Here is a 15,351-nt window from a genome sequence, read left to right as displayed (position 1 = left end):
CAAGTGAATGTACAGTTAGGGGGATATGGCTCGCATGTTTGAATTTGATCTGGATATGGACCAATTGGCTCAAATAAAAGTCATCGGTGTTGGTGGCGGCGGTAGTAATGCGGTGAACCGTATGATTGAAAACGGTGTAAAAGGCGTTGAGTTTATTACGGTGAATACCGATGCTCAAGCACTGCACCTTGCTAAATCGGAGCACAAGCTGCAAATTGGGGACAAGCTGACTCGTGGTCTTGGCGCCGGCGCTAATCCTGAAGTAGGGAAGAAAGCGGCGGAGGAGTCAAGAGAGCTTATTCTTAACACGCTACGCGGTGCTGATATGGTGTTCGTTACGGCAGGTATGGGAGGCGGCACAGGAACTGGTGCAGCTCCGGTAATTGCGGAAATCGCCAAGGAAGTCGGTGCCCTGACGGTTGGTGTCGTTACCCGCCCGTTCACGTTTGAGGGACGTAAGCGTTCCTTGCAAGCCGAGCAAGGCATTGCAGCTCTGAAAGAAAAAGTGGATACGTTGATCATTATTCCCAATGATCGTCTCTTAGAAATCGTCGACAAGAAAACACCGATGCTGGAAGCATTCCGCGAAGCGGATAACGTACTGCGTCAAGGCGTACAAGGGATTTCGGACTTGATCGCAACGCCTGGTTTGATCAACCTGGACTTTGCCGATGTCAAAACGATTATGACCGAACGCGGCTCCGCGCTTATGGGAATCGGTGTAGCGACAGGCGAGAATCGCGCTGCGGAAGCAGCTAAGAAAGCAATCTCGAGCCCGCTCTTGGAAAACTCCATTGATGGAGCTCGCGGTGTGTTAATGAACATTACAGGCGGTATGAATTTGAGTTTGTACGAAGTCAATGAAGCTGCGGATATCGTTGCTTCAGCATCCGATCTTGATGTTAATATGATTTTTGGTGCGGTCATTGATGACAAACTCAAAGATGAAATCTTAGTAACCGTTATTGCAACCGGTTTTGAACATAAAGCGGCGCCAGCGCAACAGCCGGCGAAACGCCCAGTGTCAAGCCAACAAGAAACAGTTTCTGACAATCGTTTGAACAACTTGCGACCTTTTGGAAGCCAACCATCGAATGACCAATTGGATATTCCGACGTTCCTGCGCAACCGCGGCCGGAATAACGACAAATAAATACACATTGTTTGTAAAGAGACCGAAGCCCTACACATGTAGAGACTTCGGTTTTTTGCTGTTCTATCAGGCTTCTCTACTTTTTGAAGGGCCGCAACAACTGACAAAAAAAGTTGCAAATAACTAGCAAGTTTAGACAGACTTTGAAATATGATTATTTTATACTGGTTTAGAACCGTCGATGGATCTTTTCACATTTGGTGAATTATTAGTAGCGTCGGTTTTGGGAGGTGAGGAACTTGTGGTCGTTTATGCAGATCTCATTTTCCTGTTAAACTTCCTGATGGATGCGGTTATGCTCATCGTGACTGCGAAAACGCGAAAATTATCGTTCAAATGGTGGAGAATTGCGGTCTCGGCATTTCTAGGCGCTTCTTATGTAGTCATGATGTTTTTACCAGTTCCTTCTTTTTTATTTACATTTTCTGTGAAATGTATATTTTGTATTGGAATGATTATGACAGCTTTTGGCTTCGGCAGCTTACAAAATTTTTTGCGAAACCTGGGAGCGTTTCTTCTGGTTAACTTTGCTGTCGCCGGGGGGATGTTCGGCATTCATTATGTTTGGGCGTCTTCTTCTGATGTCATGAAAGGTATTGTCTTCACGCAATCCGGAGCACCCGTGTTCCAATTGCAAGTGGGTATCATTTTTGTTCTTCTGTTGCTTTTGCCGCTTATCTGGTGGTTTCGAACCGTATTTTTGAGTACCAAACAGCGTGAAGAGTTAACGACCTTCTTGGCCGAAGTGACAATTCATGTTGACGATTTCACTGCCACCTGCAGCGGTCTTATTGATACTGGGAATCAGCTTTATGATCCTCTGACGAGAACGCCCGTTATGGTCATGGAAGTTTCTCAATGGAGTGACATTCTTCCTGGGGAATGGCTGCAAAGAATCCGCTCTGCGGATGTGGATCAGATCATAAGCGGATTAGGTACTGAAGAATTTGTTTGGCAGGATCGTTTGCGCCTTGTGCCTTACCGGGGAGTTAATCGCAATACGCAGTTCATGCTCGCCATCAAACCGGATAAGGTGGTGATAACCCATAATAACAAGCAAATCGAAGTTTCAAAGGTGCTTATTGGTCTTGATGGAGGCAAGCTTTGCAGCGACGGTTCGTATCAAGCGATTATCCACCCCACTTTGGTGGCTGCCGGCTAATGCGGCATGGGGGGTCTAACGAAAAGCTCAGCTTATGCTTACGAAGAAAGTTTTCCTGCCGGAAAACTCTTAGGAGGAAATTAACATGCTCTTGAAGTGGAAATTGCTGTTGCAGCTTACTTATTATCGCATCTTAATGTTCTTAGGGCTCAAAGGCGAAGAAATCTATTACATAGGTGGTAGCGAAGCGCTCCCGCCGCCATTAACAAGAGAAGAAGAAGAATACTTATTGGAAAAACTACCGTCCGGAGATGCGGCGATTCGTGCTATGCTAATCGAACGCAATCTGCGATTGGTTGTCTATATAGCTAGAAAATTCGAGAATACAGGCATCAATATAGAGGACTTGGTCTCCATTGGCGCGATCGGATTGATTAAAGCCGTCAACACCTTTGATCCCGAGAAGAAAATTAAACTCGCTACCTACGCTTCACGCTGCATAGAAAATGAAATTCTCATGTATTTGCGCCGTAACAGCAAAATTCGTACCGAAGTCTCCTTCGACGAGCCGCTTAACATCGACTGGGATGGCAACGAACTCCTACTATCCGACGTTCTTGGGACGGAGAACGATACGATCTACCGCAATATCGAGGAGCAGGTGGACCGGAAACTGCTGCATAAAGCGCTCGACAAGCTAACGGAGCGGGAACGCATTATTATGGAATTGCGTTTTGGTTTGCAGGACGGTGAAGAGAAGACGCAGAAGGATGTTGCGGATTTGCTTGGTATTTCGCAGTCCTACATATCCAGGCTGGAAAAGCGCATTATTAAACGGCTCCGTAAGGAGTTTAATAAAATGGTCTAAGAAGAGAGGGTAACCTCTCTTTTTCCATGTAAAAATTTTTTTTCTGGAGCCGATGTCGAATTTGTTCAGCAGTCACGGGAGGGAGCAAGTTCAAACCCTTTTGTCAAGTCGGGGCAAGGAGGTTTGGGCACGAATAAATCAATCGCTCAGGGGGATAATTAACATTAATGTTTCTCCTTGGGAGGTAATCACGGTGACCCGAAATAAAGTCGAGATATGTGGTGTTGATACCGCCAAACTGCCTGTTCTGACCAATGCTGAAATGCGCGAGTTATTCGCCGAGCTGCAGACAAAACAGGAGCGAGCTGCAAGAGAGAAATTAGTGAACGGGAACCTTAGGCTGGTTCTCAGCGTGATTCAGCGGTTCAATAACCGGGGAGAATATGTGGACGATCTCTTCCAGGTCGGTTGCATTGGCTTAATGAAAGCCATTGATAACTTTGATTTGAGCCAAAATGTCAAATTTTCCACTTATGCAGTCCCGATGATCATCGGTGAGATTCGCCGTTACTTGCGCGATAATAACCCGATCCGGGTATCTCGTTCCTTAAGGGATATTGCTTACAAAGCGTTACAGGTTAGAGATAGCTTAACGAACCAAAATTCGCGCGAACCGACCATTTATGAAATATCGGAAGCGCTGAATGTCCCCAAAGAGGATGTCGTGTTTGCACTGGATGCGATTCAAGATCCCGTGTCATTATTCGAGCCGATTTATCATGATGGCGGGGATCCGATCTATGTCATGGATCAGATCAGTGATGAGCGCAACAAGGACATGTCCTGGATCGAAGGCATTGCGCTGCGGGAAGCGATGCGGAAGCTGAATGCAAGGGAGAAGATGATTCTGTCCATGCGATTCTTCGAAGGCAAGACGCAGATGGAAGTCGCCGACGAGATTGGCATTTCCCAAGCGCAGGTATCGAGGCTGGAGAAGTCGGCCATCTCCCAGATGCAGAAACATGTGAAAACATAAAGCTGTTAACATAAAGACTGGATCGGCTGTAGACGAGCCGTGAAGGTCTTTTTTTGGTTTGCAGGACATTTTGCCCACCTCCTACATATACTAGTACAAAGCAAGGCAAAATCCTTTGAAGATTCGTGGTGAACAGCCTCATGAAAATATCCGATTTCCAGACAAAGGATGTTATTAATATTGTGGATGGCAAAAAGTTAGGTCAAATCAGCGATTTAGAGCTTGATTTGCGTCAAGGCCGTATTGAATCGATTGTCGTGCCGAACCAAAGCCGATTTTTCGGATTGTTTGGCTCCGGAACGGATGTCATTATTCCATGGAAACATATTGTGAAAATCGGCGCAGATGTCGTGCTCGTGAAACTCGAAGATGCAAGACCTTACCGTCAAACCGAGGAAAATGAGCAGGTGTATGAGTACAACCGGCAATTTCGAAATTGATACAAGACACACGTGATAAAGGCAGCTGCTATGGCGGCGTGGCCGAGCGTCTATCGTGTGTCTTTCCATTTTATGATAAAGTAATAGGGGAGATCGATGATAAAGGGAGAGACCATAGTGGAACCATTCGTGGAACAAAAAAAGGATGATCAGCCAGTCCTTTTTACGATAGATAGCTGGATGAAGCAGTACCCGGAGTTAACGGCCGGCTTTACCTCGCGACATGGAGGGGTTAGTGAGTCGCCGTATACGTCTATGAATTGCGGACTTCATGTGAACGATGTACCTGAGCATGTGGTTGAGAATCGATTGTTATTAGCTAAGGCTATTGGCCTGCCTTTCGAATCTTTTACGTATGCGGAGCAAGTGCATGGCAAAGAAGTCATTGTTGTAAGTAATCAAGAGAAGGGCATGGGCCGTTTGACGCGGGAAGGCGCGATCCAAGCCAAAGATGGATTTATCACCAATGAGAAAGGCATTGTCCTTTGCGCCCAGTTTGCGGATTGCGTACCTCTCTATTTTTATGACCCTGTCAATCGTGCTGTTGGACTTGCGCATGCCGGCTGGAAAGGAACGGTACTAAAAATTTCCATGGCTACAATATCCTTAATGACACATACTTTTGGTAGCCGGCCTGAACATATTCGTGCTGCCATTGGGCCATCCATTGGCGTTTGCTGTTACGAGGTGGATGACATGGTTGCTTCGCGGGTATATGAGGCGCTCTCAGACATTGGAAGTTCTCCGGATCAAGCTTACCCAATCATTCAAAGCAAAGAGAACGGGAAGTATATGCTGAATTTACAAGAATTAAACCGAATTTTGATTGAACAAGCAGGAATTTTGTCGTCACATATCGAAGTAACTCAGTTATGTACGAGCTGTAGCACTGATACGTTTTTTTCACATCGAAAAGAAGGCGGAGTTACAGGGAGAATGGTTGCTTGGATCGGGCTTAAATAAGAAGTCCTGTTCAGGCCACGTGTTGAATTGAGGTGTCTTACAAATTGAGTTTACGTGAACGCATACAAGATGTTCATGCACGAATCGAAGCTGCGTGTCAGCGGTCCGGACGTCGCGAAGATGAAGTTAAAGTGATCGCTGTTACGAAATATGTTTCGCTGGAGACAACGAAAACTGTATTGGACGAAGGACTCCAACATATCGGTGAGAACCGTTGGCAGGATGTGAAGCCCAAATGGGAGGCCCTGCACGAGCGTGGAACCTGGCATTTCATCGGACATCTGCAGACGAATAAAGTAAAAGATGTTATAGGCAAGTTCGCCTATATCCATTCGCTGGACCGCATATCGCTCGCCAAAGAATTGGACAAGCAAGCTGCAGCTCTAGGAATCCAAGTAAATTGTTTGCTGCAAGTCAACGTTTCAGGTGAAGAGTCCAAATACGGAATGGCTCCGGAAAATCTTCTTGACTTTGCCAAGGAAATAAGCCAAATGAAAAACATACATATCGCCGGTTTGATGACTATGGCTCCTTATGAAATGGAAGCCGAAGCGACGAGACCAGTTTTCAGAGGCCTAAGAGAGCTTCGCGACCGCTTGAACAATCAGAAAATCTTCTCTTATAAGATCACCGGACTTTCGATGGGGATGTCGGGCGATTTTGAAGTGGCCATAGAAGAAGGGGCTACCTGGGTGAGATTAGGAACCATTTTAGTAGGTAAAGAACTTTGAATACTCGATAAGACAAGGAGGGAATAGCAGTGGGTGTTATGAACAAATTTATGAATTTTCTTGGCCTTCAAGAAGAAGAAGAGATTGTGGAACGGGAACGAATTGTAGAAGCAACCGAAGAACCTGAAACCAATCCGTATGAAATGCGTAGTAAAAATAAAGCCAACGTCGTCAGCATTCATTCGCAGAAAAATGCCCGTGTTGTGCTGAGCGAACCCCGCACCTATGAAGAAACTCAAGATATCGCCGATCATCTTCGATCTCGAAGAGCGGTCGTGGTGAATCTGCAGCGGGTACGCGGGGATCAAGCCGTCCGCATAGTGGATTTCTTAAGCGGAACGGTATATGCTTTAAATGGGTCTATATCCAAGCTCGGACCGAATATCTTCCTCTGCACTCCGGATTCTGTTGATATTCACGGTCATATCTCTGAAATGATGGGTGAGGAATAGACGCATATCCTGACATAGAGGTGAATGCATACGTGGACTACGTTCACTATTATCTAGGCATTTTGATGGAAATTTATTATTTTATGATTATTGGATATTTGATTCTCTCCTGGTTTCCTAACGCGCGAGAAAGCTTTATCGGGGATCTTCTTGGGAAATTAGTTGAGCCTTATTTACGTCCATTCCGAAAAATTATTCCGAGTGTAGGGTTTATTGATTTTTCGCCAATCGTAGCTCTCATCGCATTGCGCTTTGTGGTGATGGGAATTGTGGCCGTACTTGATTTTATCGTTGGAGTGTTCTAACCTTGCAAAAAGAAATTTATGGTCATTTTCATCCGGATGAACATCATTTTGTCGATAAGGCTTTGGAATGGGTGGAGCGAGCCGCTGAGCAGCATGCCGTGAAGCGGACGGACTTTTTGGATCCAAGACAAGCCTTTATCTTGAACACGTTAGTGAACCGCCATCCGGATGTGCATTGCCGCATGGATGGTGGCTATCCGGCCGCCGAACGCAAAAGAGCGATAATCGCACCGGATTACCGCGCATTAGACGATGAAGACATGGGCATCGCCGTATTGTCCGTATCGTCTGGAGACGGGAAATTTTTGACCTTAGAACATGGAGATTACATGGGCGCCATTCTTGGACTCGGCATGAAGCGAGACAAGGTTGGCGATATTCATGTTATAGAGGGTGGCTGTCACTGTCTCGTAGCCAAAGATGCAGCCGATTACTTGCACTTGAATTTGTCGCAGGTACACCGGGTGCACGTACAAACGGAGCTGTTGCCTTTGGATAAGCTTGAGCTGGCCAAGGTGCAGCTGGAAGAACTTAACTTATCCGTGGCTTCGCTGCGAATGGATGGCATTGTCAGCGATGTTTTCAGACTAAGCAGGGCCAAGGTGCTAATTCCGATCCAAGCTGGGCGCTGCCGCGTCAATTGGAAGTTGGAAGAGGATCCGAGCAAACCGCTCAAAGAAGGGGATATGGTGTCATTGCAAGGATTCGGACGTTTTAAGGTGCTTGAGGTGGAAGGTGTTACCAAAAAAGGGCGGATTCGTGTGAAGATCGGCAAATATGCGTGACAGCGGATAATTTATCCGCGAACGATGCAGGAATTTATTGGTTTCTGTCGAACTGATCATGTACCGGATTGCTTGCGAAGCAAGTTATCTACGAAAACTCTAAGGAGGGGCACGAATGCCATTAACACCGCTTGACATACATAACAAGGAATTTTCCCGCTCTTTCCGCGGTTATGACGAGGATCAAGTCAATGAATTTTTGGACCAGGTGATCAAAGATTACGAGGCGCTGATTCGAGAGAATAAAGATCTGCATAATCAAACAGTAACCTTGCAAGAACGATTGGATCATTTTTCGAATATCGAGGAGACGCTCAGCAAGACGATTATCGTTGCTCAAGAGGCTGCGGATGAGGTGAAAAACAACGCCAAGAAAGAGGCGCAGCTCATCCTGAAAGAGGCAGAGAAGAACGCAGACCGTATCATTAACGAATCGCTGGCTCGTTCCCGTAAGGTTGCTCTCGAGATCGAGGAGCTGAAGAAGCAAGCCTCCATTTACCGCACGCGGTTTCGGACTTTGCTGGAAGCTCAGCTGGAGCTCTTGAATAACGAAGGCTGGCAAAGCATGCAGATGGATCATCAAGCAGAGTAAGTGAGTCTCTAAGTGGTCATGGCGAATTTTATTGGGGGATTGATCTTATTGACTATGCCTAATGAATTCGTTATACTCCTGTTAAATGTATTGAATGCAAAGCGATGATTGGAACGAGTAGGACGTTACCGCAGTGACAGCGAATTAGGGTTTTGGTGTGAGCCTAATCTCTGCAGCGTGCCGAATATCCCCCAGGAGCGTCTCTTGAAATGAGTAGAGAGAATCGGGTCATGCCGTTATCCATGGACGAGTGAGAGAGTTTTATGGATGCACGCCTCATGGCTTGCTTCATCAGCTTTTTAACGAGGGTGGTACCGCGAGATGAGCTTCTCGTCCCTTTTGGGATGAGAGGTTTTTTTGTATTATAGGTTGTTAAAAAAGTCCACTTTGATAACGAAGCATTTCTAGAAGGTTACTCGACATCGAATCTTGAACGAATCTGGGAAGTCCGGTACTCACGTAGCAAATCACTACGCTCCGTTCCTCCTTCTCCAGATATCGTCCAACCTTCTCGGTTCTGAAAGCGAACTTTTTTAGCTCTTATTTTATTAATTTAGTTGAATGGCAGGAATGGAGTGGTTGAACATGGATTATGGAAAAACATTGAATTTATTGCAAACCGAGTTCCCAATGAGAGGTAATTTGCCGCAAGCGGAACCGAAAATTCAAGAACGCTGGGAAGCGGAGGATATCTACGCTAAAGTACAAGAGAGCCGTAAAGGCCGCGAAAAATTCATTTTGCATGACGGGCCTCCGTACGCGAATGGCGATATTCATATCGGACATGCTCTGAACAAGGTATTGAAAGACATCATCGTTCGCTTCAAAACCCTTCAAGGTTATGATGCGCCTTATGTTCCGGGCTGGGACACACACGGCTTGCCGATTGAGCAGGCCATCACCAATGGCGGTAAAGTGGACCGCAAAAAAATGTCCGTCCACGAGTTCCGCAAATATTGCGAAGAATATGCGCTTCAATGGGTGGAGAAACAGAAGAGCCAATTTAAACGACTAGGTATTCGCGGCGACTGGAAGAACCCGTACATTACCCTGCAAGCTGAGTATGAAGCGCAGCAAATCCGCGTTTTCGGTCAGATGGTGCATAAAGGCTATATCTACAAGGGCTTGAAGCCAGTTTATTGGTCTCCGTCTTCCGAAAGTGCGCTTGCCGAAGCGGAAATCGAATATAGAGAAAAGACATCATCCTCCATCTATGTGGCTTTCCCTGTAAAAGACGGCAAAGGCAAACTGCCGCAGGATGCTGCTATTGTGATCTGGACAACCACACCTTGGACTTTACCGGCGAACTTAGGGATTTCTTTGCACCCAGAATTCGATTATGCGGTTGTACAAGCTGACGGTAAAAAATATGTGCTGGCACAAGGCTTGGTAGAAGCTGCTGCCAAAGAAATTGGCTGGACGGATTACAATGTATTGTCCACAGTGAAGGGCAGTGAGCTGGAATACGCGACTTGTCAGCATCCTTTCTACGATCGGGAATCACTGGTCATGGTTGGCGAGCATGTCACGCTGGAAGCGGGTACGGGCTGCGTACACACGGCTCCGGGCCATGGAGAGGACGACTTCGCGATTGGTCAGCGCTACAATATCGGCGTGCTTTGTCCGGTTGATGATCAAGGTCATTTTACGGCAGAAGCGCCAGGATTCGAAGGTCTGTTCTATGAAAAAGGCGGCAAACTCGTCATTGAGAAGCTGCAGGAAGTCGGACTGCTGCTTAAAGCAGGGGAAATCCAGCATCAATATGCCCATGATTGGCGTACGAAAAAGCCTGTTATTTATCGGGCGACGGAACAGTGGTTTGCTTCCATCGATAAATTTAGAAACGAGATGCTTGAAGAAATCAAAAAAGTGAATTGGACGCCGACATGGGGCGAAGTTCGCTTGCACAACATGATCGCCGAGCGTGGCGACTGGTGTATTTCGAGACAACGCGCTTGGGGCGTTCCGATTCCGATCTTCTACTGCCGCAGTTGTAATGAACCGCTGGTGAACGAGCAAACAATCGAACATGTGGCGCAATTGTTTGCCAAAGAAGGATCGAATGCTTGGTTTATCAAGGATGAAAAGGAATTGCTGCCTCACGGAACATCGTGCGCAAAGTGTGGTCATGGCGATTTCCGCAAAGAAACGGATATCATGGACGTCTGGTTCGATTCCGGTTCAAGTCATGCAGCGGTTCTTGAAGCACGTCCGGAACTGCAATGGCCGGCTGATCTGTATTTGGAAGGTTCCGACCAATACCGCGGATGGTTTAATTCTTCCTTGATTACCGGTGTCGCTGTAAGAGGCCAATCACCTTATAAAGGCATTCTTAGTCATGGCTTTACGCTTGACGGGGAAGGACGTAAAATGTCCAAATCGATCGGCAACACGATTGACCCGACGCAAGTGGCCGGCAAGCTTGGCGCCGATATCCTCCGTTTATGGGTATCTTCTGTCGATTATCAATCGGATCACCGGATTTCGGATAACATTTTGAATCAAACAACCGAAGTATATCGCAAAATTCGTAACACGCTGCGTTTCCTGCTCGGTAACTTGAGCCATTTTGATCCGGCCACAGATCGCGTTGCTCCGGAAAGCTTATCAGAGCTAGACCGTTATGCATTGATCCGTCTGAATCGGATGATTGAAAAAGTCGTGAAAGCCTATGAAAATTATGAGTTCCATGTAGTTTATCAAATGATCCACCATTTCTGCGCTGTAGAAATGAGCTCTTTCTATCTGGATGTTATCAAGGATCGTCTATACGCGGGCGCTCCGAATGATGCAGCGCGCAAAGCCTCACAAACGGTATTGTACGAGGCGCTCACGGCGATCACGAAATTGATTTCTCCGATTCTGGCTTTTACCGCTGATGAAGTATGGAAGTACATTCCGGGAGTAGAACAGAACAGTGTGCAGATTGCAGAATTGCCTGAAGAGCAGACGAATCTTTACAATGAGGAACTGGAAAAGAAGTGGGACAGTTTCTTGGATGTTAGAGATGAAGTGCTGAAGGCGCTGGAAGAAGCAAGGAAAGAGAAAGTGATCGGAAACTCTCTTGGAGCTGCTGTTCACCTTTATCCGAATGAGCGTGTCTACGGCTTGTTGAACCAATTCGAACAATTGGATCAATTGTTCATTGTATCGGCAGTTGAGGTGCATGAGCCGGGCACGGCAGTGCCGGAAGGCGCTTATCAGTCGAAGGATACAGCGATTGTAATTGCTGTGGCTGAAGGCGAGAAGTGCGAGCGCTGCTGGATAGTGACGCCAGAGGTTGGGCACAGTAAAGAGCATCCAACGCTTTGCGTCCGATGCAATGATGTCGTAACGGCTCATTATCAAGAGTAGTCCAACGGGTACAAACGAGCTTTCGTCAAATGAGCGAAGCTCGTTTGTCCTGTTGTAAATTTAATCGCGATCGTAAGAGTCTTCAGGCTCGAGCAAGGGATCGCCTTCGCCATTGTGCAAGTAATCGCGGTATGCCTTGCTTCGAACGATTGTCACGTGATCGCCATACATGTCGGTTGCGACGAAGCTTTCAAATGATTCAACGAAGCCTTCATGCTCGTCGGCTTCAATGTACATTTCATTATAGTCTCCGACGTTCGGGTCTTCCGCAAACGCGGGACTATTGGAAGTTCCCCAGCTTTCGACGATTTGCCATGCATCTTCACCGTCGAATTCGGTTTCGTCATTGCGCTCGTCAAAGCTTGTTCGACCAAACGGCGGATAGAGTACTCGCTCTTCAACTGGACGGCGTTCGGACTCTTCCGGATCAGGCACATGCTCAAGACAGTAGAGTGTGGTTGGTATGGCTTGCAGTCGCTCAAAAGGTATGGGGCTTTTGCAAAATACGCAAACGCCGTAATCGCCTCGGTCCATATGAGCCAACGCTTCATTCACTTGACGAAGATGAAATTCAGCATGCTCATTTAAAGAAATATCTTTTTCTCGCTCATAGATTTCTGAAGCAATGTCGCCGGGATGGTTGTCATACATCGAAAGCTCGCCGGTGCTGTCTATAAATGAACGGGACAAGCCAAAATTGTCATTTGAATCAAAATGACGTTCAAGATCAAGCTTTTCCTCCAATAGCTGCAGATTTAATTCTCTTAGTTGCTGCTCGGTCAAATGGGTCATCATCGGCACAGCTCCCTTCTTGCGGAATGTTCCATACCGTTATAGTGCCGAGCGGAAGCTTTTTTTAGTGAGGTAATTCCTTGAATATAAGGGACTAGTTAGTGCTGATGAAGATCGTTTTTTTCGGAAAACTTTTAGGAGGAAATAACGTGAAGTATTACTTGTATGCGTTAATTGTATTCTTGCTTGATCAAGCCACCAAATGGATGATTGTGAAACGTATTCCCATCGGTGAAGAACGTTCCATACTCGGTGAGTTTTTCGTTATCACCTCGCATCGCAACCGCGGCGCGGCCTTCGGCATTTTACAAAATCAAAGATGGTTTTTCATTATCATCACACTGGTCGTTGTAATCGGTATCCTTTGGTACATACGTCGCACCATCCGTGAAGGCAAAGTATTGCTGTCATTCGCGCTTAGTTTGCTTTTAGGCGGTGCGCTAGGCAACTTTTTGGATCGGGCGCTGTTCGGGGAAGTCGTTGACTTCTTGCAATTTACGTTCGATTTCACCTTGTTCGGCAAAGCGATTTATTACATTTATCCGATTTTCAATGTAGCTGATTCGGCCATTGTAATTGGGGTTATCCTGATTTTCTTAGAATCGCTGCTCGTTTGGAGAAAAGAGAAAAAAGGAGCAACACATGAACACAAACCAGACCTCTCCTGAATCAGCGCTCAGTGAAGCTGTGGAATGGACGGTTGAACGGCAGTATGCAAGTGAGCGTATCGATAAATTTATTACAGAAGCCTTAGAGGAAGATGTATCCCGAACACAAGTGCAGCAATGGGTGAAAGACGGTCATGTGAAGGTTAACGGAAAAGCTATTAAGCCGAATTACAAACTCTCGGAAAATGATGTAATCGCTTTGAACATTCCGGAACCAACGGGAGTGGAACTTAAAGCGGAGGACATTCCCTTGAACGTTGTGTTTGAAGATTCGGATGTAATCGTCGTCAATAAACCCAGAGGACTTGTCGTACATCCGGCCCCAGGCCATAATTCAGGTACATTGGTGAATGCGCTGATGTATCATTGTAAAGATTTATCCGGTATTAACGGCGAGCTTCGTCCCGGTATTGTGCATCGAATCGATAAAGACACTTCCGGCTTGATTATGGCAGCGAAGAACGATAAGGCACATGCGAGTTTGGCCGATCAGCTAAAAGCACATACCGTACACCGCAAATATGTAGCCATCGTTCATGGTACGATCCAGCATGAGCATGGGACGATTGATGCGCCAATCGGCAGAGATACGCAGGACCGCAAGATGTATACGGTAACCGATCGCAATAGCAAACACGCAGTAACTCATTTTGTTGTGTTGGAGCGTTTCGCCGATTGCACATTGGTGGAGTTGAAGCTCGAAACCGGTCGGACCCATCAAATCAGAGTCCATATGAAATTCATTGGTCATCCGCTTGTCGGGGATCCGATGTACGGTAGAAGCAAAGGCATCACGATGGAAACAAGCGGGCAAGCCCTGCATGCTGCGGCTCTCGGCTTCGTTCATCCGAGAACGGGGGAAACGCTGCAGTTTGAAGCGCCGCTTCCTGCGGATATGGAGCATCTCCTCCATATTTTAAGGACATCGTAGCATTCATCCATGGGGGAGTGAATCGGATGGAACATCTTATTAATCCACAAGTGAAAGAGATCCAGATCTCAGGCATACGCAAAATATCCAACCTTGTAAGCACCATACCGGGTGCATTGACATTAACGATAGGCCAGCCCGATTTTCCAACGCCGCGGCATATTATCGAAGCGGGACAACGGGCTTTGGAACAAAATAAAACGGTCTATACACCAAATCCCGGCTTGCTTGAGCTTCGTGAAGCAGCATCAGGCTTCGTTCGTAATAAATACGGTCAGCAATACCGCGCAGCGGATGAAATTATTGTAACGGTTGGCGCAAGTGAAGCTGTGGATATTACGCTGCGTACGATTCTGACACCAGGAGCTGAAGTGATTATTCCAGCGCCGATCTATCCTGGCTACGAGCCCTTGATCCGGCTAGCAGGCGGAGTGCCGGTTTATGTCGATACGAGAACGAACGGGTTGAAATTAACGGCGGATTTGTTAGAACCATATTTAACGGCTAACACTCGTTGCGTCATTCTATGCTACCCTTCCAATCCGACAGGACAAGTGTTAACGGAACAAGAACTGTCCGATCTGGCTCGCTTGTTGGAAGATCGGGACGTGTTTGTTTTATCCGATGAAATCTATAGCGAGCTCGTTTATGGAGAGAACCATCGATCCATCGGGACCATCGGCAAGCTGCGAGAGAAAACAATCGTGATTAATGGCTTGTCCAAATCGCACGCGATGACCGGTTGGCGTATTGGCTTTACGTTTGCACCCGCCTACTTGACGGAGCATATGGTGAAAGTTCACCAATATAACGTGACTTGTGCCAGTTCTGTAAGTCAATATGCCGCAGTGGAAGCATTGACGAACGGGGTGGACGATGCACTGCCTATGCGGAAAAGCTATGAAACTCGCAGAGATTATGTTTATGATCGATTGCTGACCATGGGCTTCGAGCTGGAGAAGCCAAACGGAGCGTTTTATTTGTTCCCCTCAATCGCCCGATTTGGCCTAAAATCGCAGGAGTTTGCGATGAGGCTGCTGCAAGAGGAGCACGTCGCTGTAGTTCCTGGCGATGCCTTCACCTCATATGGGGAAGGCTATATCCGTATTTCTTACGCATATTCGCAGGAAGTGCTTGAGCAATCTCTGGATCGTGTTGAGCGATTTATTAGTAAACTTTCTTGATCTGCACGAAGTTCCTGGAACTTTTATCAAAAAAACCTCCGAATTCACAAAGATT

16 protein-coding genes and 1 other annotated feature are annotated in these 15,351 nt (G+C 46.7%); of the genes, 15 read left to right on the top strand and 1 reads right to left on the bottom strand.

Annotated features, from left to right (window positions below):
- The first annotated feature begins 34 nt into the window (after window positions 1-34).
- From ftsZ to ileS, 12 genes are all read left to right on the top strand, one after another.
- A complete protein-coding gene (gene ftsZ / locus ACFQZT_RS01410) occupies window positions 35-1,153 on the top strand; it encodes a cell division protein FtsZ (protein WP_379295824.1) in 1,119 nt (372 codons plus the stop codon).
- Between the two features lie 241 nt (window positions 1,154-1,394).
- Entirely contained in the window at window positions 1,395-2,315 is a 921-nt protein-coding gene (gene spoIIGA, locus ACFQZT_RS01405; protein WP_379295822.1) for a sigma-E processing peptidase SpoIIGA, read from the top strand.
- Between the two features lie 85 nt (window positions 2,316-2,400).
- The gene (gene sigE / locus ACFQZT_RS01400) at window positions 2,401-3,123 is read left to right on the top strand and encodes an RNA polymerase sporulation sigma factor SigE (protein ID WP_188172967.1); all 723 of its coding nucleotides are present in this window, start codon (window positions 2,401-2,403) and stop codon (window positions 3,121-3,123) included.
- A gap of 193 nt (window positions 3,124-3,316) precedes the next feature.
- Window positions 3,317-4,099, top strand: coding sequence for an RNA polymerase sporulation sigma factor SigG (gene sigG, locus ACFQZT_RS01395; RefSeq protein ID WP_134756195.1), 783 nt, complete (start codon window positions 3,317-3,319; stop codon window positions 4,097-4,099).
- 140 nt (window positions 4,100-4,239) lie between these two features.
- Window positions 4,240-4,539, top strand: a complete 300-nt coding sequence (locus ACFQZT_RS01390; protein WP_188172968.1) for a YlmC/YmxH family sporulation protein — start codon at window positions 4,240-4,242, stop codon at window positions 4,537-4,539.
- A 117-nt stretch (window positions 4,540-4,656) separates the two neighbouring features.
- Window positions 4,657-5,502: a peptidoglycan editing factor PgeF gene (gene pgeF / locus ACFQZT_RS01385; RefSeq protein WP_379295818.1), complete on the top strand. Its 846-nt coding sequence runs from the start codon at window positions 4,657-4,659 to the stop codon at window positions 5,500-5,502.
- 44 nt (window positions 5,503-5,546) lie between these two features.
- Window positions 5,547-6,233, top strand: a complete 687-nt coding sequence (locus tag ACFQZT_RS01380; protein ID WP_379295816.1) for a YggS family pyridoxal phosphate-dependent enzyme — start codon at window positions 5,547-5,549, stop codon at window positions 6,231-6,233.
- A gap of 29 nt (window positions 6,234-6,262) precedes the next feature.
- On the top strand, window positions 6,263-6,685 hold the full coding sequence (locus ACFQZT_RS01375) for a cell division protein SepF (RefSeq protein WP_379295814.1): 423 nt from the start codon (window positions 6,263-6,265) through the stop codon (window positions 6,683-6,685).
- A 65-nt stretch (window positions 6,686-6,750) separates the two neighbouring features.
- Window positions 6,751-6,990 (top strand): YggT family protein, encoded by a 240-nt coding sequence (locus tag ACFQZT_RS01370; RefSeq protein ID WP_379297884.1) that lies wholly within the window; start codon window positions 6,751-6,753, stop codon window positions 6,988-6,990.
- 2 nt (window positions 6,991-6,992) lie between these two features.
- On the top strand, window positions 6,993-7,775 hold the full coding sequence (locus ACFQZT_RS01365; RefSeq protein WP_379295812.1) for a YlmH family RNA-binding protein: 783 nt from the start codon (window positions 6,993-6,995) through the stop codon (window positions 7,773-7,775).
- Between the two features lie 115 nt (window positions 7,776-7,890).
- A complete protein-coding gene (locus ACFQZT_RS01360) occupies window positions 7,891-8,367 on the top strand; it encodes a DivIVA domain-containing protein (RefSeq protein ID WP_379295810.1) in 477 nt (158 codons plus the stop codon).
- A gap of 95 nt (window positions 8,368-8,462) precedes the next feature.
- Window positions 8,463-8,708: a binding site (T-box leader), on the top strand.
- A gap of 244 nt (window positions 8,709-8,952) precedes the next feature.
- Entirely contained in the window at window positions 8,953-11,721 is a 2,769-nt protein-coding gene (gene ileS, locus ACFQZT_RS01355) for an isoleucine--tRNA ligase (protein WP_379295808.1), read from the top strand.
- Window positions 11,722-11,781: 60 nt separating this feature from the next.
- Here ileS and ACFQZT_RS01350 read toward each other — a convergent pair whose 3' ends face one another.
- The gene (locus ACFQZT_RS01350) at window positions 11,782-12,513 is read right to left on the bottom strand and encodes a TraR/DksA C4-type zinc finger protein (RefSeq protein ID WP_379297882.1); all 732 of its coding nucleotides are present in this window, start codon (window positions 12,511-12,513) and stop codon (window positions 11,782-11,784) included.
- A gap of 149 nt (window positions 12,514-12,662) precedes the next feature.
- On the opposite strand from ACFQZT_RS01350, the gene lspA reads away from it, so the two are divergent.
- Genes lspA through ACFQZT_RS01335 form a run of 3 tightly spaced genes read left to right on the top strand, consistent with a single transcriptional unit; the run spans window position 12,663 to window position 15,296 of the window.
- Entirely contained in the window at window positions 12,663-13,181 is a 519-nt protein-coding gene (gene lspA / locus ACFQZT_RS01345; protein ID WP_379295806.1) for a signal peptidase II, read from the top strand.
- The gene (locus ACFQZT_RS01340) at window positions 13,156-14,112 is read left to right on the top strand and encodes an RluA family pseudouridine synthase (protein WP_379295804.1); all 957 of its coding nucleotides are present in this window, start codon (window positions 13,156-13,158) and stop codon (window positions 14,110-14,112) included. Before lspA ends, ACFQZT_RS01340 begins: the two co-directional genes overlap by 26 nt.
- A 26-nt stretch (window positions 14,113-14,138) precedes the next feature.
- Window positions 14,139-15,296, top strand: a complete 1,158-nt coding sequence (locus tag ACFQZT_RS01335; RefSeq protein WP_379295802.1) for an aminotransferase A — start codon at window positions 14,139-14,141, stop codon at window positions 15,294-15,296.
- Window positions 15,297-15,351: the final 55 nt, after the last annotated feature.

Origin of the sequence: Paenibacillus sp. GCM10027628 (assembly GCF_042676385.1) — a bacterium.
GTDB lineage: Bacteria > Bacillota > Bacilli > Paenibacillales > NBRC-103111 > Paenibacillus_E.
The sequence above is the reverse complement of the archived record's forward strand: the minus strand, read 5'-3'. Positions and strand labels throughout refer to the sequence as shown.